Raw genomic sequence first — 24350 nt, 5'->3', positions numbered from 1 at the left:
TAGCAGCTGTATTATGCAGTTTTATTAACGTAATATACTACATGATTATACTCAAACATAAAAACAGGCATTTATATACAACATAGTTTTATTTTATAATGAACAGATAGTTTGTAATCTCATATATCATATTTTATAATTGAATAACATTCATGATTCTATGTTTTAGAAATGAAAGAGCGTTACTTGAAAAAAATGAAGCGATTTTTAATGACGCAGTCTACTGTGATCGTGTAAATTCCTCCTATCTTTCATTGTATTTAAAATAATAAATACAATACAGTATAGTAAATTATTATGTTTATTATTTAGAACGATTAAAATTGAAGAGTTTATTATCTATGATGTTCAATACGTAGATATGATAAGGTTTATTGCGTAAATTAAAAAATCTTAAAATTTTATTTGTTTTTTATGCACATCATACTTTGATTATCTTATTTTTTGATTTAATGGAGCCATCATGATCTATTATTTATTCATTGACGGATGGTTTATTTTTTTTCTAAAATAATAGTCTCTTCGATGTTAAAGAGTACATAGTTCTTTATTTTTATAACTGTTTACAAGAACAATAATCTATGAAATTTCATTATATTAAACTCAAATAATTAATATTTTATAGTTTAGTTGTATACGTGAGTGGAATAATGTTGGCGTGATTTTTTATGTTGTAAATTTTTATAAATCTTTATAAATAAACTATTCATGATATTATTTTACCTGGTGTGATTCACGTAAGGTAGAATATATTTTAAAATTTATAAAGCTCGAATATTATTAGGGATAGGTAATGAACATATTAATTCATTCAGGCGTTAAGAAATTATTCAGCATTCTTTACATGAAAAGTCTACTCCGTTCTAGGAAAATCGTATTTTTAGTTTATTAAGTCAGTTGAATGCAGTATAATTATAATGATATTTTCTATTATATTTTAGTTATTTGAGTTATTTTGTTAATAAAAAATAGAATAAAATAATTTTTTAAGATATCTAATTTTAAAATGTTTATTAGAGATGTAAAACCTAGTTTTTATATAATAGAAAAGTTTTTATTTCATTTTTGTTGATTCATATATATTAAAATTTTTATAATAAAAGTGATGTTAATGATTAAGAACGTTCCCAATTATTTAGATGATACATATAAAACTCAATAGGTTTAATTTTAAAAATAGTAAGTGAATACAGTCGTTTGAGTAATAAAATATGAGTAAAAGGCGTTAGGTGATATCATATTTTCTGATTTGTAGAGTTAGATAATAGTATTGATATTGATAGCAAGCGTACGTTTATTGAATTAGTGATAGCAGTTTTTAATATTTATATTATGTAATAGGCAATAATCATTTTTAATAAAAACTTAAAAGACTCTTTGGAAATTATTAATAAGAAACCTTATCAAAAAGTTGAATTTTTCGAATGAAGATTTTGTAAGAATCAGAAATACATTTATTACTTAATAAAAATTTTACTTAGTGTTGATTTCTGATGAAGAATAAAAGTTGTAAATGTTTTTAGCTGTTTCAATATTATTGTGTTGTAACTTCAGTGTTTTATTGTATTTATACAATGTATCAAGGATGTAATAATGTAGATACAATAATGTTATGAAATTAATTAGGTCAACACTTAAAATATATTGAAAGAACAATATGTTATTAAAACAATAAATAAAATTCTATGTAGAAAAATAGTCTTTAGATTTTGACTCACGAAAATTTAGTGTAAAAAAGCAAGGAACATTTTTTTATTAAGATAAAAATATTCTTTATTAAATAACAGTTACAAAAACTCTACTAACATGTAGTATGCGTTAGTTATTTTTTGATTCTTTACGAAATTTATTAGAAAATTTAGGAAAGTCGATTTATCTAACTTATAGGTTTTATCAGCTTTAAAGCTTATAAAGTCCTTTAGAATATATATTATTTTTGAAAAATTTATAATGCATTTAAAAAATTGAGATTTACTTTCCGTATGATTTTCATATAAAATAATAGTAGAAACGATCCTAATAAAAACTGTAGTAATTAAAAGAATATTGATGTGAGTGACTTTTACCTTTAAATATTAGATAGTACTCTACTTCAATGGAAATATTAGTTTTGAGAATGATGAAAAATAAAACATAAAACATTTTGATCACGAAGCTATATATTTTCTTTTATAGAAATGCAAAATAACCAATAACTTTCATCATTCAGGAATGTATTTTACATTGCACGATCACTAAATAATTAGCAAAAATATTGGTTTGTATTTTGTGATTAACATAAATATTTTATTTTATTTCTAATATGTAGTAAGTAATAGCGTGTATTATACGTATGGTAGTGTAAGTCGTAAATAATAATTCGTTGTCAAAATGGACTCGAATATCTGTATTATACAGATAGTATAAGCAATCTTTTAGGAATGTATTAAATATATTTGAATTTTCTATCTCTTTTGAAGTCTTTTGAATAGAGAAGGTATGATCTTATGATAAGAGTGTATTGATTATTTTAATAATTAATATAATAGATAAATATTTATATAAGAAAAGGTCAAAAACATAACCTATATGTCAATATTCATTAATTTATAGATGTTATATTAAAAATGATATGATGGCCAAAAAAGATATTAATAATTTATTTTTAGTTATTAGAAATATTATCAAGAACTTGATTTTAAAAATTTAGATAACAAGTATTTATACAGATGTATGGTATTGTTTATGAAATTCAAATGTAGTGATAATATTTTCACTCAGATTGAATGTCTTTCTATATTAAAATAGATATGAAGTTTATATAGTTTAAATAGAAATATTGAGTCATAAATTAGACGAGGATCTTAGTAAATAAAAATAAATATTGCTGAAGTTTTGTTAATCTATCTTTATTATGACTCCTCTTGGAGGAGTATTATATATTAATTTAATAATCAGTTTTTACATATGGTAGTTATTTCATTATTTAATGGTAATTAATGCAACTAAATTTAAGAATATATGAAAATTTTTTTAAATATAATTATATTAATGTTTTTATTAAAATATGAAAAGTTATCTAATAATATTAACTGGATTTTTTAATAAATTGCATTCTTTCTTATAAGACGCTGCAATCTTTAGAAATTCAATGTTAATGGAGTATTTTATGCTATTCTATATATCCAAAAAGATTACTATTAGAATATATTTTACTACTTTATTAAAGCATAGTATTGCATATTACTATTTTAAGATTGAAAACAGTTATGTTTATAATCATAATGTCGTTTAACCGATATTAGATTATTGAAAATATTGTTGAATATAAAAATATTACAAGAAGTATTTTAATACTAACTTTCATTTTTTTAATTGAATATTAATTATATAACTACTTTATAGAAAAATACTGAAAAGATTTTATTTTTATTTTAAGTAGTAAATAATTTAGAATATAATGCAGTCTTGGTTTTGATCAGCTATAATCCTCAATATTTTGTTGCATAATATTGTTATTAAGACTCTGTTGATCATTACTAGGAATAGTTAATGTGGCTTAAATATTAGTTACATACATAAATTAATAATCTTTCTAAGATATTTTGAGTAATATTCACGGTATGATTGAAATATAGGTATTAATATATACTTCAAAGTAGTAAAAATGTTAATTTCTATAATCTTTCTTGTTATTTTTAAATTTAAATACTGATTTTCTCGCTTGTATTTTATAATATCCATAGATAACTCAAAGATGATTTTGAGTACCTCATATTTTTGAATCATTTTATTCAGCTTTAATAAACGTTTATCATGTATGGTCCAATTATTTTTAATTACCTAATGATAATTAAGGCATCAAAAATCTTGATAGTATCGCGATAACTAATTTAGTAATTTTGATAATTTAATAAAAATCATAGATAACATAACCTGTTCAGTTAAATTTCTCATAATCAATTTATAATATCATGAACTTGCAACGTATCATTACATACATTTATATATAAGAGTTTCTTTTATATTTTTATTAAACAATTTATACCATTGTTTTCTTTTGAGTTAAGAACTGCGATTAGTAAATGATACTGTATTTTTTTATGATAATCTCGATACTTTATTACAATATATTTATTAGTTAAATATACTATTATTGCAATATTTCTAGATTCTTATTACGGGAATTTAGCGACATGAGAAAAATTTTATTTATATTTTAAGTAACGATGATTGAAAACTCATAGTTAAATGAATGTAAGGCATGCGTTTAAATGTTACGATTTAATAATTCAAGCAATTACCTGTAAATTTTTATTACGTTGGGTTGGAAGTAAATGTATATTTTTTATTGTATAGCTTTTATAAATTCTTTAATTTATTAATATAAAGTAATTTAGCTAAAAGTTAATATTGATTTTTATTACTAATATTTCTTGTATGTAAAGATCAAGAGGTCTATGTGAAGAAATTATTTTTATAAGGTTAAAATATTATTGTCTGCAGTGTTTTAATTTTATTAAAAATATATTTTATTTTTCTCGTAATATTGTTATTATAGTACGATAAGTCATGATCATGATAAGTTAAACATAGAGATCAGTATCTATTATGATTTTTGGAGTATGAAATGATTATTTAGTGTGTGTTTAGAATAGCAAGAAAATCAATCCTGTCTTTTAAAATTTAAGTTGAATTTTTCTAATATATGTCAGTATTTTGCGTCTCATATAAATATATTTCAAAGTGATTAAATTACCGATTGATGATCTAAATATGAATGCTAATATTACAAATATGAATTTTATTATTTTGGCTATTTTAGTGTTTTCATTTAGTATATACATACATATTATCGGAACATGATTAACTTGAATAGTTGTTATTCATAAATACATTCTTCACGTATGCAAGCGGTTGTTATATTAATTGATATTAATACAACTGTATCTTCTATTATGATTCTTTTTTTAACTTCATCACTATTATATTATATAATACTTTAGAGATTTTCTTTCAATTAAAATTAATAACAGTAACATTAACGCTCTATTGACTACTGAAATAATTGCATAAACTTCATTTTTTAAGTTAGGATTTATTTATAATACTTTCTTTTTGCAAATTTTCAAATAATTACATGTACTATACTCTTTCTTAAAAAAGATTGTAGAGTACACTCCTAGTGTAAAATTTTTTAACAGATCTATAACAATGCACAAAACATCTTATAGATATATATTTCTAATGGTATTTATGTTCTTATTGATTAAGTAATCAATATTTAATTATACAATATTTCTCGTTTAGCATTGTTATTGTAGTTTATTTTTTTCGATAAAAAATGTTAAAGAAAGTGATTTTTCAATCAAAATAATTTTTAAGTATTGTCCATTGAATATCATTTCATTTTTATTAAATAAAATAATAATAATTTAGATATTAGAGATATTAATTCCTATTAAATGACCAAAAAAAAGTAGATTATGGAGAATGTGTAGTCAATATTTATTTAATTATTATTATATACGCATAATTATTCCTGTTTATTACAGTATCTTATTTCAGTAATTTATATGTAATTATTTTTTAAATCCGAGTTTGTGAATTAGTTACTTTTTTATTTATAAGGACATACTATAAATTACAAACTTATTAAATTGTGCAAAATTTTATTATTTGAAATCAGATTATCATAGATAATAAATACATCCTGTATTAAATGATGTATCTTGAGAAATTAATAAATTTTATTAGTCAATACTGAGAATGATATCAAATCAATAATGACTCACTTATAATCATAGCAAGTTATTGATTAAAATAAAATTTTATATTTAAATATATAAATATTATCAAGATGAACCGAAAATACCTTATATATAAAAATATTAGGTCTTAGTGAAGCGTTGTCTTAACTAGAACCTAGGAAAAATTTCAATGATTGATTGTTATCCACACCTAACACTACGCCAACTTTTAAGGTGAAATTTTTCTTATCTGAATGATGCTAATGTTAGTATTATATTCAAAAAAATATGGAAAATCTTTAATAATGTATTATATACATTGCTTGTAGTGCATGAAAAATCTCAATTTAATATGCTTAACACTTTCTGTACTCTTAAAGAGTTTTGTGATTATGATATTGTATTGTACTGATGATAACTTAGAAGACATTTGGAAAATTTATGAATTAATTAAAAATTATATAAAACAATAGGCTTTATTTTGAGTTTTATTTTATTCTACAATATTACTTGATCGTTATAGAAGTTGTATATAGTTGAGTAAGATTGAATTTTCATGCTGTATAACCACTATATTGACAATATTCGTGAAAATTTTTAATTTTTATATACCTATAAAAATATAAATACCTTAGTGAGAAATATCGTGCTGAATTTTTTTTGGTTATTCGTCACTAAATGTTTATTAAAGAGTTATTGTTGATATAACTCGCAAAAAAAATTTTAAACATTCTTTCAGAAAGTTATAATAATATCTTGAGTTCAATTAGTTGTATAAATTATTAACTATTTCATTTGTAATACTTTCAGTATTCTCTTTAAGATTTATCTCGTAAAAGGCAGAGGGGCTTATTTTCTTTATATTTTTGGGATGGATAGAGAAAAGATAGGCTTTATATAAATATAACAATATATAATAAATAAGGAATACACCATGTCAGATATATTAAAAAATGATGTGGATCCGATTGAAACGCGTGATTGGATACAAGCGATTAAATCGGTTATCCGTGAAGAAGGTCTTGATCGCGCTACGTTTATTATTGAACAACTATTAAGCGAAGCGTGTAAAAGCGGTATTAATATTAAAGCTATTGAATCTGATGATATTGATTATATTAATACTATTTCTCTTGAAGATGAGCCAGTATACCCTGGTAATATAGATGTAGAGTATCGTATTTGTTCAGCAATTCGCTGGAATGCACTAATGATTGTGTTGCGTGCTTCTAGGAAGAAACTAGAATTAGGTGGTCATATAGCATCGTTTCAATCTTCTGCAACTTTATATGAAGTTTGCTTTAATAATTTTTTTCGTGCTGATCATAACGGTGGTGATATTGTATTTTTTCAGGGTCATATTTCTCCTGGTATCTATGCTCGTGCTTTTCTTGAAGGGCGCTTAACTGAAGAACAATTAAATAATTTTCGTCAAGAAGTGGGTGGGAATGGTTTATCTGCTTACCCGCATCCTAAATTAATGCCTGATTTTTGGCAGTTTCCTACAGTATCTATGGGGTTAAGTCCAATTAATTCAATTTATCAAGCTAAATTTTTAAAATATCTTGAAAATCGTGGCTTAAAAGATACTTCAGCGCAACGTGTTTATGCTTTTCTAGGTGATGGTGAAATGGATGAGCCTGAATCTAAAGGCGCTATTACTATTGCAGCACGTGATCAGTTAGACAATCTTATATTTGTTATTAACTGTAATTTACAGAGATTGGATGGTCCTGTGACAGGTAATGGTAAAATTGTTAATGAGCTTGAAAGCATATTTAACGGCGCAGGCTGGCAAGTCATTAAAGTTATGTGGGGTTCTAATTGGGACAAGTTGCTGAGCAAAGATACTAGTGGTAAACTTGTTCAGTTAATGAATGAGACTCTTGATGGCGACTATCAGACATTTACAGCACGTGATGGTGCATATTTTCGTGAGCATTTTTTTAATCGTTTTCCAGAGACTGCTGAGTTAGTTAAGTTAATGAGTGATGATGAAATTTCTATTTTAAATCATGGTGGGCATGATTTTAAAAAAGTTTATGCGGCCTTTAAGAAAGCTCAAGAAACTAAAGGAAAACCAACTGTAATCTTAGCTCAAACAATTAAAGGTTATGGTATGGGGAAAATAGCTGAAGGTAAAAATATTGCTCATCAGGTAAAAAATATGAATATAGATAGTCTACGTCATTTTCGTGATCAATTTAATATACCTATTACAAATGATCAAATTGAGAATCTGCCTTATATTTGTTTTGAAAAAGATTCTGAAGAGCTTAAATATCTGCAGAAACGTCGTAAAGCTTTGGGAGGATATTTACCTGCTCGTCGAGCGAAATTTGAAGAGAAATTACAAATTCCAGCATTATCCGATTTTAGTCAGTTATTTGAAGAGCAACCTAAAGAAATTTCAACAACTATCGCATTTGTTCGTATATTAAACATATTGTTAAAAAATCACTTTATTAAAGAGCGTTTAGTTCCAATTATTGCTGATGAAGCTCGTACTTTTGGGATGGAAGGTTTGTTTCGTCAAATTGGTATCTATAATTCTAGAGGTCAGCAATATACTCCACAAGATAGGAATCAAGTGGCTTATTATAAAGAAGATTATAAAGGACAGATTTTGCAAGAAGGTATTAACGAATTGGGGGCAGGCGCATCATGGTTGGCTGCTGCTACATCATACAGCACTAATAATCTACCAATGATCCCATTTTATATTTATTATTCAATATTTGGTTTTCAACGTATTGGTGACTTAATGTGGGCAGCAGGAGATCAGCATGCACGTGGTTTTTTAATTGGCGGTACTTCAGGTCGTACTACGTTAAATGGTGAAGGTTTACAACACGAAGATGGTCATAGTCATATTCAATCTTTAACTATCCCCAATTGTATTTCTTATGATCCAGCTTATGCTTATGAAGTCGCTGTTATTATACAGAATGGTTTAGATCGTATGTATGGAGAAAAACAAGAAAATATTTATTATTACATTACGACTTTAAATGAAAACTATCACATGCATGCAATGCCTAAGGGTGTTGAATCAGGAATTCTGAAAGGTATCTATAAATTAGCTTCAACAAAGGGTAATAAAATTAAGATTCAGTTATTAAGTTCTGGATCTATGATGCGTCATGTTTTTGATGCAGCAGAGATTTTATCTAGTCAATACGAAGTAAGTGCTGATGTTTACAGTGTGACGTCATTTACTGAATTGGCTCGTGATGGTCAAGATTGTGAACGTTGGAACATGTTACATCCATCTGAAACTCCACGTGTACCATATGTTACTCAAATCATGAATGACGCACCTGCAATTGCATCCACTGATTACATGAAATTATTTGCAGAACAAATTCGTGCTTTTGTACCATCAAAAAATTATCGTGTATTAGGTACTGATGGTTTTGGTCGTTCTGATAGCCGTGAAAAACTACGCGATTATTTCGAAGTAGATAGATCGTATGTCATTCTTGCGGTTCTAAGTACATTAGCTAAATGTGGTGAGGTTGATGTTAAAGTTGTTGAAGATGCAATTAAAAAACATAATATTAACCCAGAAAAAATTAATCCACGTTTAGCATAAGAGGTAATAATCAATGTTTATTGAAATTAAAGTGCCTGATATCGGTGATAACATAGTGGAAGTAACAGAAGTGATGGTTCAAGTTGGTGATCTAGTAAAAGTGGATCAGTCTCTAATTATGATGAAAGGTAATGAAACATCTATAGAGATTCCATCTCCAGAATCAGGTGTGGTAAAAGAAATTAAAATTATGGTAGGAGATATAGTTGTTACTGGAAAATTGATTATGCTTGTTGAATCAAGAGAGAGTATTGAACCACCATTAGCATTAAAACCTCTAGCTTCTCCAGTCTCCATGAATACATCGGTAGTATTGAAAGAAATTCATTTGCCAGATATTGGTGAGCAAGTAGTTGAAGTTACTGCAATTATGGTGAAAATTGGTGATAAAGTATCTGCGGATCAATCTATTATTACTGTTGAGGGTGATAAAGTTTCAATGGAAATTCCCGCACCATTTTCAGGAAGTATTAAAGAAATTATTATCTCGATAGGTGATCAGGTCCAAACCGGTTCACTTATTATGATCTTTGAAGTAACTTCTACTCTCCTGTCAGTCACGACTTCAATACCTAGAGACCATTCTTTATCTTCAGTAACGTTATTAGACACAGTAGTTAATAACGATTGTAAATCTCTTGAAAATAGCGCTTCTGTTCATGCCACACCTGTCATCCGTCGCTTAGCATATGAATTTGGTATTGATCTTTCAAAAGTAACAGGGACTGGGCGTAAAGGTCGTATTTTACGCGAGGATTTACAAAATTATATTAAAGATGTAGTTAAATGTGTAGAATCTTCATCAGATACAAGTTTTGTTTTACCAAGAATATCTCCATGGCCTCAAGTAGATTATAGTAAGTTTGGTGAAATTGAAGAAGTTTCACTAAGCCATATTCAAAAAGTTTCCGGTGCTAACTTAAGCCGTAACTGGGCGACGATTCCACATGTTACATTACTAGAAGATATTGATATTACTGATGTTGAAGAGTTCCGAAAACAACAGAATAAAGAGGCTGCAAAAAAACAACTAAACGTTAAAATTACTCCAGTAGTTTTTATTATGAAATCAGTTGCTCGTGCACTTGAAGTAATGCCTCGTTTTAATACTTCTATAGCTGAAGATGGCAAACGCTTATTCATGAAAAAATATATTAATATTGGTATAGCAGTTGACACGCCTAATGGTCTTGTCGTTCCAGTGTTTAAAAATGTAAATAAGAAGGGTATTATCGATCTTTCTTTTGAACTTATAAAAATTTCTAATAAAGCACGTGAGGGTAAGTTAACTGCATCTGATATACAAGGTGGATGTCTTACTATTTCTAATCTTGGTTCTATTGGAACTACTAGTTTTTCACCAATCATAAATGCACCAGAAGTCGCAATTATAGGGTTATCTCGTTCTTCTATAAAACCTGTATGGGATGGTAGTCAGTTTATACCTCGTGTGATGTTACCCATCTCTCTCTCGTTCGACCATCGTGTGATTGACGGTGCTGATAGTGCTCGTTTTATTACTTTAGTTGCTAAATTGATGAATGATATTCGTCGACTCGTAATGTAATGCAGCAAACCAGAAGAACACTTGTGTTATTTATTATAACGAACGCTATATCATGTGATGAGCATTTTTAATGTGTTAAAATATTATAAATAATTCACAGAATATTTTTAGTATAACAATTCATTTTTGTATTTGCTCTTCAGTATAAAATAAAAGAGGCTATTATGAGTAGTAAAATTCAAACTCAAGTTGTTGTTCTTGGTGCAGGCCCAGCAGGGTATTCTGCAGCTTTTCGTTGTGCTGACTTAGGTTTGAAAACGGTATTAGTTGAACGTTATTCAAATTTAGGTGGTGTTTGTTTGAATGTCGGCTGTATCCCTTCGAAAGCATTATTGCATATTGCAATAGTAGTTGAGGAAGCTAAATCTTTAGGAAAATCTGGTATCATTTTTAATGAACCAAAAATTAATATTTCTAAAGTTCGTTTATGGAAAGATAAAATTATCAGTCAAATAACGAATAGTCTCACTACTATGGCAAAATCTCGAAAGGTAGATATTATTAATGGTTTTGGTATATTTACGGATAGGAATACATTAGTTGTTGAAAGTAAAAGTGATAGCATTACAATTAACTTTGATAATGCAATCATTGCAGCAGGTTCACGTCCTATTAGTTTACCATATATTCCTCATGAAGATCCCCGTATTTGGGATTCTACAGATGCATTAAAACTGAAAGAAGTTCCAAAGCGTATACTGGTTATAGGAGGAGGAATTATTGGCTTAGAGATGGGAACTGTATATCATGCATTAGGTTCTCAAGTTGATGTTGTCGAAATGTTTGACCAAATTCTTCCTTCAGCTGATAAGGATGTAGTTAAAGTTTTTACTCAACAAATTCAAAATAAATTCAACTTACTGTTAGAAACTACAATAACCTCTATTGCAACAAAAGAAGATGGAATATATATATCTATGGAAGGTAAAAAATCATCAACTAGGCCACAACGTTATGATGCAGTGTTAGTAGCGGTTGGTCGTATACCAAATAGTAAGAACTTAGGTATGTGTGATATTGGTGTGAAGCTTGATGATCGTGGTTTTATTCTTGTCGATAAGCAAATGCGTACTAATATATCTCATATTTTTGCTGTTGGTGATATTGTTGGTCAGCCTATGTTAGCACATAAAGGCATTCATGAAGGTCATGTTGCAGCAGAGGTTATCTCTGGCTTGAAACATTATTTCAGTCCGAAAGTAATTCCATCTATTGCTTATACTAATCCTGAAGTTGCTTGGGTGGGTCTTACAGAAAAAGAAGCAAAAGAGAAAAATATCAGTTATGCAATCGCAACGTTCCCATGGGTAGCTTCTGGTCGTGCAATTTCTTCTAATTATTCTAAAGGTATAACTAAGCTTATTTTTGATAAGCGATCTCATTGTGTTATTGGTGGTGCGGTTGTTGGTGTTAATGGCGGTGAGTTATTGGGTGAAATTAGCCTGGCAATTGAAATGGGTTGTGATGCAGAAGATATCGCACTAACTATTCATGCACATCCAACACTATACGAATCAATTGGTATGGCAGCCAAGATCTATGAAGGAAGTAATACTGATTTACCACAGGTAAAGGTAGAAAAATAAGTTGTTTATAATTACAATAAATGGTCTCTGCATGAGGTAATGTTTAGTAAAATACATAAATTTATTTTTATTAATTTTACTTTTAAAATAATGTATTATACTTGTTTGATCTGATAATAAAAACAATTTAAATATAACTATATTATAGCATACATTACAACAATTGAGTTAATGATATTTTATCATAATAAAAATTATTTGAAATTAATAATAAACTCATTATTATCTGTTAGATTTTTTTACATAAGGCAATATTTTTGTTTTTTTAAAAAAATCATACTAGAGTTTTATTTAATTAAAATTATTTAAGTGTCTTTTCAAGATAAACAGTATATAAACAACAATAAATAGAAAAATATTATATGAAAGAATGCTGTGCTAAAAGCTTAGAGATTAATATATTATTCGTCATTTATTGAAATACAAAATAATTAGCTATACTGAAAATATGATTAAAACACATTATTTAAAATATGTGATAGGCATCGTTAAAACAAATAATTAATCTTATGTTTCCTAATAATATTAATTTGAAAATTATATTAATTCCATCTTTGGTTATGCTAAAATAAGCACAATTATTTCTTTAATATTTAGTTGAATAGCTTTTTACTCGCTAAGCAGTAGTATATTTTAAAAATGAATGTAATAACTAAAATTTTTCGTAATATTAAACTTGTCTTGATTGTTCTCTGGAATGATTTTAAGATTTTTATTTAAATTTTAGTAAAATTATGTTTGAGAAATAAATAACACATTAACTAAGAAAGTTATTCTATTATTAACTGATAGTAAACTATTTTTTTAGATTATCTAGTTTTACTAAAACGACTACATAGTAAAGGTTGAATTTTTCATTAAATTCCATTGCAAAGCTCAATGCTGATCATGGTATGAAGTTTAATTATATAAGAAATATTTTTAAGTCAAATAACAGTATTGAATAAATAGACATCACTTGAAGCGTATATCGGTATTGTTTTAGTATCAATTCATTTTTTAAGTTAAAAACTAATTCTATACTTTAGTTTATAAATAAAAATTTTTCATGTGATGTTGTTAAAGGTTAGTTGAGAATTTTTAACATAATCATTTTGTGTTCTTTTGAAAATAGACTGTAGTAGTGTATTTGTGAAAAATGTTTTAATAAATTTAATTTTATGGCTTAATAATTAAAATATATACGATTTCAGGTAAATAATTTATATGAGGTATTATATCTTAAAAAATCGGTTGGTAAAGTGATATTTTTAGTGATGTTTTTAACAAAATTATTTTATATTACTATTTTAAATTTTAGAAAATACATTTATTAAAATAGATGTGAATATCTTATTAAAACAGTAGTCAAAAATCAGTTTGATAAATCGATACTGGCAGTATTTAGAATTTAAAAATAACTGTCATGATTATTTATGTCTCAATGTTAATATATATATGAATTATAATAAATTATATTATTGGAAATATTTTCAAAATATACAATGTATTAATTTTAACAGTGAAAATTTATTAATATAATAGCAATTTAGAGTAGCGATATTATAGACAGAAAATTACTTAAATATTTTTAGCTTGTATAAAGTTTCTTATATGTTTAAAGCATATCTTATCGTATAATAGTTGTGCAATTAAAACATATGTGAATAATAAAATATTATGTATTAAGTAAAACTATTAAGATAGTACGATTTTCAAAATTTTATATTTTAATATAATTTTTACATATGATATCGTTAAAGCAATATTAGTTACTGAAGAAAGTATAAAGAAATGTACAAGACAGATAATTAGTATTAATCTCAACTCTTTCAGGTTGATAATATTATTTGATTATTTTGTCGTATAAAATTATAGCGAATAGACTATTAGATGTTTGTGTTTGTGTTTGTGTTTGTGTTTGTGTTTGTGTTTGTGTTAATTTTTATACATTTTTTAGTAAAAATAATGATTTTTCTTCATTTTTAGCGTTTTAGATTAAAATATAATCTTATTGTATTTAGTTTTTCTATAATATATATTTTAAATATAAAAACACTGCTCACTATTGTAAGAAATGTATTTATTTTAAAATACAGACTGATACATCAAGTGTGATGTTGTTTAATTGGTTAAATTAATTTTCTCATGTTCTTATCTTATGTATAAGTGACTTTACCTGAAAATAAAATATGTTTTATAATCGTTTAGTGTGTATCATTCTCAATGATGATACGTACGCTAGATAACCTTAAAGACTAAGATAAGTATTATCTATTAGTAAAATCAGTATATTATATAATCTAGGGAGAAGACAATATATAGTTAAATGTTTTGACTGCATCTGCTGATTAAATTAGTCTTGATATAATGTGCAGTAATTATCATTTGCACGATTTTATGACGTTTAAATGCACTGAGTTGTTTTTTCTATCTTAAACTTAAATATATAAGTTTAATAGAAAATTTATTTAAAATAATATTGAAATTAGTCAATAATAACTATGAAATTCATATATTAGTGTGTACTATAAAAGAAATTTATTATTATTTATCGAGTAGTGATTTCCACTATGATGCTATATATCTTTCAATAATTTTATTGAATAAAGTATTGCTAATAGTTTTTATCTCTTTGTTGGTCCTTATGATGTAATTTTTCATATGAATGGCAGAAGACTTCAAAAAATTTCTAGCTAGTGTGTATGTTATGGTATAGCAGAATAGGCAATATATATAGTTATTGCGATGCTAGTTATAATTTTTATTTATGAATAATAATATCTAGTTTTAAAATGCCAAGAAAGTAAATTTCTTTATGAAAATTTTATTGTTTTAATATCGTGAAATAAGAAATTGTATTATTATAATTATCACTAAGATGTTAGTTAGATAATCATATCTATAAAATATGAAAAATAATGTAATAGATAAATCTACACTTATAAAATATTTATTTATATACTACTTGTTATTAAATTTCTTGAACTTTTTTTAACAATAGTAAAAGGCATTAATATGACTTATGATATATTAAAAAAATCAGTGGCTTTGGCTGCATTGGATTATATAAAATCAAGTACAATTATTGGTATTGGTACGGGTTCTACAGTTTCTTATTTTATTGATGAATTAGTAACAATGAAAGAACAAATTGAAGGAGTGGTTTCTAGTTCTAAAATATCAACAGCGAAATTAAGATTATTAGGTTTTACTGTTTTTGATTGCAATGAAGTTGATATGCTAGATGTTTACGTAGATGGTGCAGATGAAATCGATCGTCATATGAATATGATTAAAGGTGGTGGAGCAGCATTAACATGTGAAAAAATTATTGCGGCTATATCTAAGACGTTTGTGTGTATTATCGATCAAACAAAACAAGTAGATGTTTTGGGTAAGTTTCCATTGCCAGTTGAAGTAATTCCAATGGCGCGTAGTTATGTTGCTCGAGAATTAATAAAACTAGGAGGGATTCCTGAGTATCGTCAGAATGTTATAACAGATAATAACAATATTATTTTAGATGTACATAACTTAACTATTATTAATCCTATGGCATTTGAAAATAAAATTAATAACATTGCTGGTGTTGTAACTGTTGGTCTTTTTGCTAATCGTAGCGCAGATATTATTTTAATGGGTACTACTGAGGGTATAAAAGTTTTTAAATCATAAGATAGATATTGCAATCACATAAGTTTCTTGTAAGTATGTAGAAAGACACGCCAAGGAAATCAAGATTGTCTATGTTTTTTAATAGTTTAGTACAACATAATAGATAGTTAATTTTTAGTATGATGGCGAGAGCTATATCAGTTATATATTGAAATATTATGAATTAAAATAACTACTGATTATTTATAATAGATGTTCTTAAATATTGACCAAGAATTATTTAGTGTCTTACTGACCAAAGGCTAAAAAGTAAGTTTTTATATATCTTGAAAGATAAAATTTATTTGACAATTATCGATATTTACTAGAAGTTACAAATTAAAAGTTACAAGTTATATAAGACTATTATATAAATAAGAAAGAGTGTTATTTATTAAAATTATACTTTCACATTTTATCTTGTATGTGATTAAGAGTGCGAAATGTTATTAAAATTATAAGAGAAGGAGTACTGTTGCATATTAACTCAAGAGAAATTATTGAAATTTTATCTAGAGTAAAAATGATAGCTTTAGTATTTTATGTACTAGTACTATATACAAGATAGCACCTATGATGTTTAGATGAAGAAGAAAACAATTGCTTTGACATGATCTGATCCAGTGCATTGTATCTATTTTAGATATAATTTATCCAAATTTTTTATTGTTATTATAGTGGTATTTATTTAGATATTTATACTGTATATTTTTATATATATTCATAAAAATACTAGGTCATGCATTATATGAATAATTCGCTTGTTTTTTATGTATATATTACAGGAGTACAGTGTACTAGTTATAAATCTGAATTATGATAAAATAGAGAAATAATTAAGGTATACTGAGAAAATAACAATTAAATTTTTATTATTACAAAGTAATCTAGTAGATTACTGTTTAACATTTACAAGCAGTAAATTGTACTCATATTAACTATTATCAAATTATATTTTTACAAAATTAAAACAAGTACTATTACTTATTGATTATGCTAAGACTTGATGAATAAGTTTTAATATCATATTAAGGGTATGGACATTATTTAAAGTATTATACGATATTCGCTTAAGTAGTTTTTAAATAAAGATAGAAATAGTAATATAGTGAATATAATTTTGTTGATTTAGGTGAAAATTGATTAGTAAAACTGTATAATATTTCTACTTAAGATAATTGTTTAACTTATAAGATAAAATTAAATATTTTAGATTGTTACTAAAATAAAATGTTTATCAGTAATATGTTATAATACATTATACATTATACATTATACTTAAAGTAATATTTCATCAGTGTATCCAAGATACTTATGTATAGCATTAATAGCTGAGTTTTGATTAATTATCAATGTAGATTTTGAGTGTATTTAATATTTTATTTTTATTAATTATTATTAACCTTCTGTATTTTGAATTTGAAAATTTTATTTAATATCACAGCATATCCTAATATCACTTTAAAAGTAGATAACTTTTCGATATGCATTTACTAAAATTCGAGTAGTATTAATAACAAATCATTATAATGCTTGCATTGAAGCGATAAATAAAACCATGCATTCTAGATTAGAAAATAACTGTAAATGATGACAATAATGAGCGGTAAACTTACCTCTGGAATCAATCTCAGAATATAATATTTTATGTCTGCTATTTATCACGCTATGTTACTATAATTTTAAGCATCATGCACGAAGATAAGGGTTCTAAAAGAGTAAAAGATCTTTGATTTTTGTCGGTATAATCTCTAATTTATTATTCTATTATAAACATTCGTTGATTTACAATATCGCAGCTAAATGCAAGATTTTTTTATGCTATTTTATATTAAATTAGTTATAAAGAGAAGCGCTGTATCCAGGTATTTGATAATAATTATACCCCTGTTTTACAGGAAACTCAACTTTTTTGATGTTGTACTTAGTAGTCCAGAAACTTTGATTATTTCACTCTGAAGGTCTATATGTTGATGTTGACGATATACATCTATTAATAATAGATGACACAAGTTTTTTTGGAATACTTTTATATTTTTTTAGAGAATTTTTATTTTATAGTAATGTATTGTATAATTTTAACAATTATATTATAATGTATTTAAAGATACTTAAGATTGTAAGTGTAATCGCATAATAGAAAACGTTCAGGTTTTATCTAGTTCTGTGTTTAAAAATTTAGAAAAATTATATTTTTATTCAATATCATTAACGATACTTTTATAAATTGTTTACTGTCGAAACAATATTTTTATTTAAGAAGATACATGTTTAGTTAGAAAATAAAATGATTTTTGTTATTATATTTTATGTATAAGTAAAAGTGTATTGTAATATTTCTTTCTTTGAAAGAATCATTGAAGCGTTATTTTTACTCATTTGAAACGTTTAACAATAAATAGTGCTTAGTATTAATATTACTTCTGCCTGTATAATAAAATTCTGTGTAAATGAAACGTACATAGCAGTATTTATTTTTATGATTTGAATATTTTAAAAGTTAATTTTATTCTTGTCTCTCAGCTTGAATTCTTATAAAAAAATATGACCTGAATATAGTTATATAAATAGCTTAATGATTAGTAAATTTAGGGAAGGTAAGAAATTATAACCGTCATGTATTTACTATAAAATAGTAAATACAAAATACTATTAGTATTTAAATAGATAATTGTAATTTTATTTCGAAACTAATTTAGGAAAAAACTTAGCAGATATTGCATATATGTATCTTAGTAATCTATAAGATAGTTATAGGAAATTTATCAATAGGTTTAGAATTATAATACACCTCAAGAGTTTAATTTTTAAAATTAACGTCAATATAAATGTGTATTAGTATTTTAGTTTATTTTCTAAAAATATACAGGAAATTAAAATAGAGAAACTCTAGTATAACGTCCATGTAATAATTTAATTGTATACACACTAAGGTTTTTAAAAACTACATAAGGCGTTTATTCCATAACTAATTAATATATTATTTTTAATTTCAAATGGATCATACAATATTGTTATTGAGATGATTTCCAACTATTCTGTAAATATGAATTTGTATTTGATCTTATAATACTTAAGAAGTAGAAAATGATATTTAGAATAAAGTTTTATTAGTCAATGAATTAATTAAGTACGTACTTTTATATTGAAAATTAGTATTTTAATCAGGAAATATAATATATTAAATACTATTTATACAATCCTCAGACATTAAGATTATAGAGTGTAATATATTTTGCATTTTAGGTAAGCGCTCAATATAAAAAGTTATACAAAGTATTATAATTTAGTTAATAGCTTGTAGTTTTTGAATGTAAGATATGTTATTTTTCTATTTTGTAGAAATAATTAGACGATTCTTTGAAAATTCTGTAAATATTTTATAAATAAATACAATTTAGTTGCTGATATTTATTAGCTTAACTAATTTAATTAAATAGTCGTAATATCTTGAGTAATATTGCATTATCTATATAGCTCACATTTTTAAGAGCAGTACTTGCATTATATAAATTTTTATAGATCAATGCTTTGTGGATAATGTTCTTATTAACAACATTCTTAAAAAAAGAAGTATAATAACCTACAAGGTTATAACTATTAAATATATTATTTTGTAAAAATTTTTATCTTGACTAGAGATATTGAAGTACTAAATGATTAATAAAGAAATCCAATATAAACTACCTGAGAGTAGAATAGAAAGAGGAAGTGTTAAAATCCATACTAATATAATGTTTTTAATGGTTTTGTTTTGTATACCCCCGCCCTCAACAACTATAGTTCCTGCAATAGCAGAAGACAATACTTGCGTTGTAGAAACCGGCATGCCAGTATAACTTGCTATACAAATAAATATAGCAGTAGTAACTTGCGCTGAGACTCCTTGAGAATACATCATGTCTTTTTTACCAATTTTTTTGCTGATAGTAATAGCAACACGTCTCCAACCAAAAATAGTTCCAATAGATAATGCTAAAGCGACAGATATAATGATCCAAAGTGGTGCATATTCAATGGTAGATAGTAGGTCATTAGTTATTTTTTTCAGTATTAATGTATCTTTTGAGCTTGTTTCAGATGATTTTGCAACTGCGTTAGCGGTATCAGAAATACATAATAACAAACAGCGAATATAGCTACGTTTTTCAGTCGTTAACTCATTATAACTTTTAATTCCGCGTAGTAAAGTTTGAGCTTGATGCAAAATAATTATAGAATTTGAGTTGTCACAATAAAACTCTTTATTTACTACATTTACATGATCTCTAGTAAGTTTATTTTTAATCGTGTAATTTAACTCTGGTTTGTGTACTTCATAATATTGCTGTAAATAAACAAGAGCATCGTGAGTTTTTGCGATCTCATAATCACTTGAATTCATATTTACAACAAAACCTGCAGGTGCCACGCCGATTAAGACTAACATAATAAGACCGATACCTTTTTGACCATCATTCGCTCCATGGAAAAAACTAACACCGACGGCTGAAATGATCAATGCAGTACGCGTCCAAAATGGAGGTTTACGCTTACCATCTTTTTTTTCACGTTCAATTGGTGTAAAGTGAATACGTCGACGTTTTTTTGTTCCGCTCCAGTAATGACGTAGTATAAAAAATATTAATCCAGAAAATAAAAAACCGATAGCAGGAGAAAGTATAAGGGATATAAAAATATTTATTATTTTTTCTATATTTAAAGCATTTACAATAGATGAATTCGTCACTATGGCGTGAGTGAAAGCAATACCAATAATTGCACCAATCAAAGTATGAGAACTTGATGCAGGGATACCAAAAAACCACGTGCTAAGGTTCCAGATAATCGCAGCTAATAGTAATGAAAAAACCATCATAAGAGCGTGACTATGAGTAGAATTTACGTTAAGCAAAATATCCGTTGGTAAAAGATGAACAATTGTATATGCAACATTTAACCCTCCAAGTAACACGCCGAAAAAGTTAAATACACCCGACATAACAACGGCAAATTTTGCTTGCATTGCATGAGTAGAAATAATTGTAGCAACCGAATTTGCTGTATCATGAAAACCGTTTATAGCTTCATAAAGTAGTACAAATAACAATGCTAAGACTAGTAATAAGCCGGTGTAAAATTCTAATCCTGTAAAAAGATATAGCATAGATGTTAAGCCATTTATGTTGATTATTCACGCGGATCATTATCAGTTACAAACACTAGATAAGGAAGAAAAATCTAATATTTTGTTGATTTAATATCTATCAAAAGTGTAATATAAAATTTACTTTATAAGTATCAAAATATTAAATGAATTAAATTTATGCTGATTTTGAGTTCTTTAAGATTATTTAAGTATTATTTTACCTAATCATGTTTTATTGATGATTTTAGTTAATGCCTCCAAAATACTATTTGATGTATTTTACTGAATAGATAAGGTAAGAAATATCAGTATAATATATACAAATGTACGTATTGAAATATTTCTCATATTTTTCAGTATTCGAAAAATTTTTCAGAGAATTGAAGATATAAAATGCATCATGTTACATGTTCTTGATTATGTTAATCTATATTATATATCAGCTATCTGAAAATTCACATTTATCACTATTATCTTTTAAACTATTCTTTTTCTATACAGGCCCTGTTATTTAAAATAAAATTTATCTATGCATTTTTATGTTCTTAATATTATTTGTTATTACTTGAATGTTATTAAGTGCACTATAAATTTAATATGAAGAACGTATTATTCTTATGAGAATAACTGTTACTTGTATTAGAATTTTTTATATTTTCTCTGCGTATTCTAATGAATGATATTTATACACATCAAGTAAATCTTAGAGAGTTAATTGTTGATAACAGAAATTTTACTAAATATTTTTAACATTCTTCTAAAAGAGATTATCGTTATTTCTAATGATTCTTATTTTCAACAGTTTCAATAGTAATGTGTATGATTTTTTTTGTAAAAATTATTATAGTGCATACTAGATGTTAAGTATTTTTGAAGAAACAGAACACTAAAATACTTTACACGAATTGACTGTGTGGAATATATAGCTTTTAGCTTTCTCAACTATAACAACTGCATTTGTGAAAATATTTATATAATAATTTTATTTTATAAAAATTTATCTATTTTAAATAGGATACATGAAATTATTATATGTCAAAAATTTGAATAAATTCTATGTGTGACAACACGTCGTATGAATATTTCAGTTGATTTCTTTAATTTTAATATAGATTCTACTATTTATAAAGAATGATTAAAACAAATATAACGTATTAATAAATAGGTGTTTCCCAAAGAAAACACCTTCTTTACAATTTACTAGATAAAATAATTATTTTTTTTTACAGAAAAACGTTTTTCCGCTTCATCCCAATTTACAACTGACCAAAAAGCTTTAATGTAGTCATGACGACGGTTTTGATATTTTAGGTAATAAGCATGTTCCCACATATCTAATCCAATTATTGGATAACCTGATACACCAGAAATAATTTCACCCATCATAGGGTTATCTTGGTTTTTAGTAGATAAGATAGAAAGTGTACTAACATTCTTCATAACCAGCCATATCCAACCAGAACCAAACAATGTTGTAGCTGCTTTTTCAAATAGATCTTTGAAAGTATCGAAGTTACTAAAATTATGCTCAATGGCAGTCTTGAGTGCACCGTTTAAAACTGTATTTTTTTTTAGTCCTTTCCAAAATAAATTGTGGTTTAAATGGCCTCCGGCGTTATTACGAACGAAAGTGTGTAAGTCAGCTGGGATCTTATGTAACTGTTGAACTAATGTATTAATGTTAAAACTAGCAAATTCAGGTAATTGTTTGAATGCTGTATTGATGTTATTAATATAGGTTTGATGATGCTTAGTATAATGAATTTCCATAGTTTTTTTGTCAAAATAAGGCTCAAATTCATCATAAGTATAAGGTAAATTAGGTAATATATAGCTCATTGTGTTATTTCCAATATGTATTATTTTCGGTATTGTAGACTATACTACAAGTTATAAAAATTATATTATATATTTTAGTACATGAAGATAAAATATCTATCAGAATTTTTTTAAAGATTAAGATAATTAAAACTAGCATTACAAACTGCAAGTTTATCTTCAAATACTTCTAATGCTTTTTTAAGTTTTGCAATACTTTGTAATTCAGTGTAAGTCGATTTAATAATCTTAATATTGTTTATTTCGTCTACACCATCAAATTTTTTAGTATCTCTTGCATATTACTTTGATTAATTGAATATTAAAATATTCATTTTGAGCTTTGATCAGAGTACTTCTGTAATTTCGTAAATCTTTTTTACTTCTCTCATATAATTTTTATGAGAGATCTTTGTGTTTTTCATGCTGGACGAATGCATGATTAGGATCATCTAATACATTGCTTCGATAGCTTTGTTGATATTTCTAATACTGTATACTAGAAAGGTTGAAATAGTAATATATGATATTCTATTTGTAACCATCACTAAGGAAAAATTTTATTGATCACTAATTTTGTGAGTATAATGAAAGGATATAAATCACTTTATAAATATTCTTTTTTTAGAAAAACTAGCCTAGTTGTTTGACCCGTATGATAAATTAAATGTATTAAAATATTGATTGATTGATATTAATATTTTACATTTTTTATTTGAATAAATACTGTTAAATACTGATATTTTAAAAAAATTTAAAATACAATCTTAGTCTGATGAGACTAAGATTATGACTAAATCTCATATTGATTGCGTGATACTATCTTTTAATAACTCAGGATTATCCAAGATAATTTTTATTATTTTTTATTGATATTGTCATTACTGTTTCATCAGTAAGAATGTTAAGTTAAAAATATAGATTATTATTCTTGGTTTGTATGTTTTAAAATTGTTTCAGGGTTAATAAGTGTATTGAGGCTTAATATTTAGTATTAACAATCATTAATGAAAGAAAGATTTTATCATATAAATATCTTAACTTTAATTGATTTAAAATTATTAAACTATTTCTTCAATTTAAGATTTCAGAAAATACCTATCAATATCTAAAAGAAAATATTGTTTATTTTTAGCTGATTTTGAGGATAAAACAGGAGTTATGTAATTTATGAAATTTAATTATATAAATATACTTACTAAAAGTTATGAATAAATTTAAATGTATCAGAATGACTAAACACAAGATAATGATTGAGTTTAGTATTCACAGAAAAGAACTTTAGGTATTG

Annotated in this window: 6 protein-coding genes; 4 read left to right on the top strand and 2 right to left on the bottom strand. The window is 25.7% G+C overall.

Translation table 11 applies throughout. The annotated features are described in order from the left end of the window. The first annotated feature begins 6663 nt into the window (after positions 1–6663). The 4 genes from aceE (at position 6664) to rpiA (ending at position 16134) form a co-directional block, all read left to right on the top strand. Positions 6664–9324 carry a pyruvate dehydrogenase (acetyl-transferring), homodimeric type gene (gene aceE, locus GFV14_RS03395; protein ID WP_457914258.1) on the top strand — a complete coding sequence of 887 codons (2661 nt, stop codon included), beginning with the start codon at positions 6664–6666 and terminating at the stop codon, positions 9322–9324. Between the two features lie 13 nt (positions 9325–9337). Next, complete coding sequence (gene aceF / locus GFV14_RS03390) at positions 9338–10891, top strand: dihydrolipoyllysine-residue acetyltransferase (RefSeq protein ID WP_457914257.1); 1554 nt, start codon at positions 9338–9340, stop codon at positions 10889–10891. 164 nt (positions 10892–11055) lie between these two features. Continuing rightward, positions 11056–12477: a dihydrolipoyl dehydrogenase gene (gene lpdA, locus GFV14_RS03385; RefSeq protein ID WP_457914256.1), complete on the top strand. Its 1422-nt coding sequence runs from the start codon at positions 11056–11058 to the stop codon at positions 12475–12477. A gap of 2997 nt (positions 12478–15474) precedes the next feature. Then, positions 15475–16134, top strand: a complete 660-nt coding sequence (gene rpiA, locus GFV14_RS03380; protein WP_457914255.1) for a ribose-5-phosphate isomerase RpiA — start codon at positions 15475–15477, stop codon at positions 16132–16134. A 3631-nt stretch (positions 16135–19765) separates the two neighbouring features. Here rpiA and pitA read toward each other — a convergent pair. Next, the gene (pitA, locus tag GFV14_RS03375) at positions 19766–21259 is read right to left on the bottom strand and encodes an inorganic phosphate transporter PitA (protein ID WP_457914254.1); all 1494 of its coding nucleotides are present in this window, start codon (positions 21257–21259) and stop codon (positions 19766–19768) included. Between the two features lie 1182 nt (positions 21260–22441). Then, positions 22442–23080 carry a Fe-Mn family superoxide dismutase gene (locus tag GFV14_RS03370; protein WP_457914253.1) on the bottom strand — a complete coding sequence of 213 codons (639 nt, stop codon included), beginning with the start codon at positions 23078–23080 and terminating at the stop codon, positions 22442–22444. Between the last annotated feature and the right edge of the window lie 1270 nt (positions 23081–24350).

Source organism: Candidatus Hartigia pinicola (assembly GCA_020541205.1).
GTDB lineage: Bacteria > Pseudomonadota > Gammaproteobacteria > Enterobacterales > Enterobacteriaceae > Hartigia > Hartigia pinicola.
The sequence above is the reverse complement of the archived record's forward strand: the minus strand, read 5'-3'. Positions and strand labels throughout refer to the sequence as shown.

What these genes read in the sequence shown, in the direction of transcription:
- aceE (WP_457914258.1), top strand. Translation starts at nt 6,664, where the DNA reads ATGTCAGATATATTAAAAAATGATGTGGATCCGATTGAAACGCGTGAT.
- aceF (WP_457914257.1), top strand. Translation starts at nt 9,338, where the DNA reads ATGTTTATTGAAATTAAAGTGCCTGATATCGGTGATAACATAGTGGAA.
- lpdA (WP_457914256.1), top strand. Translation starts at nt 11,056, where the DNA reads ATGAGTAGTAAAATTCAAACTCAAGTTGTTGTTCTTGGTGCAGGCCCA.
- rpiA (WP_457914255.1), top strand. Translation starts at nt 15,475, where the DNA reads ATGACTTATGATATATTAAAAAAATCAGTGGCTTTGGCTGCATTGGAT.
- pitA (WP_457914254.1), bottom strand. Translation starts at nt 21,259, where the DNA reads ATGCTATATCTTTTTACAGGATTAGAATTTTACACCGGCTTATTACTA.
- GFV14_RS03370 (WP_457914253.1), bottom strand. Translation starts at nt 23,080, where the DNA reads ATGAGCTATATATTACCTAATTTACCTTATACTTATGATGAATTTGAG.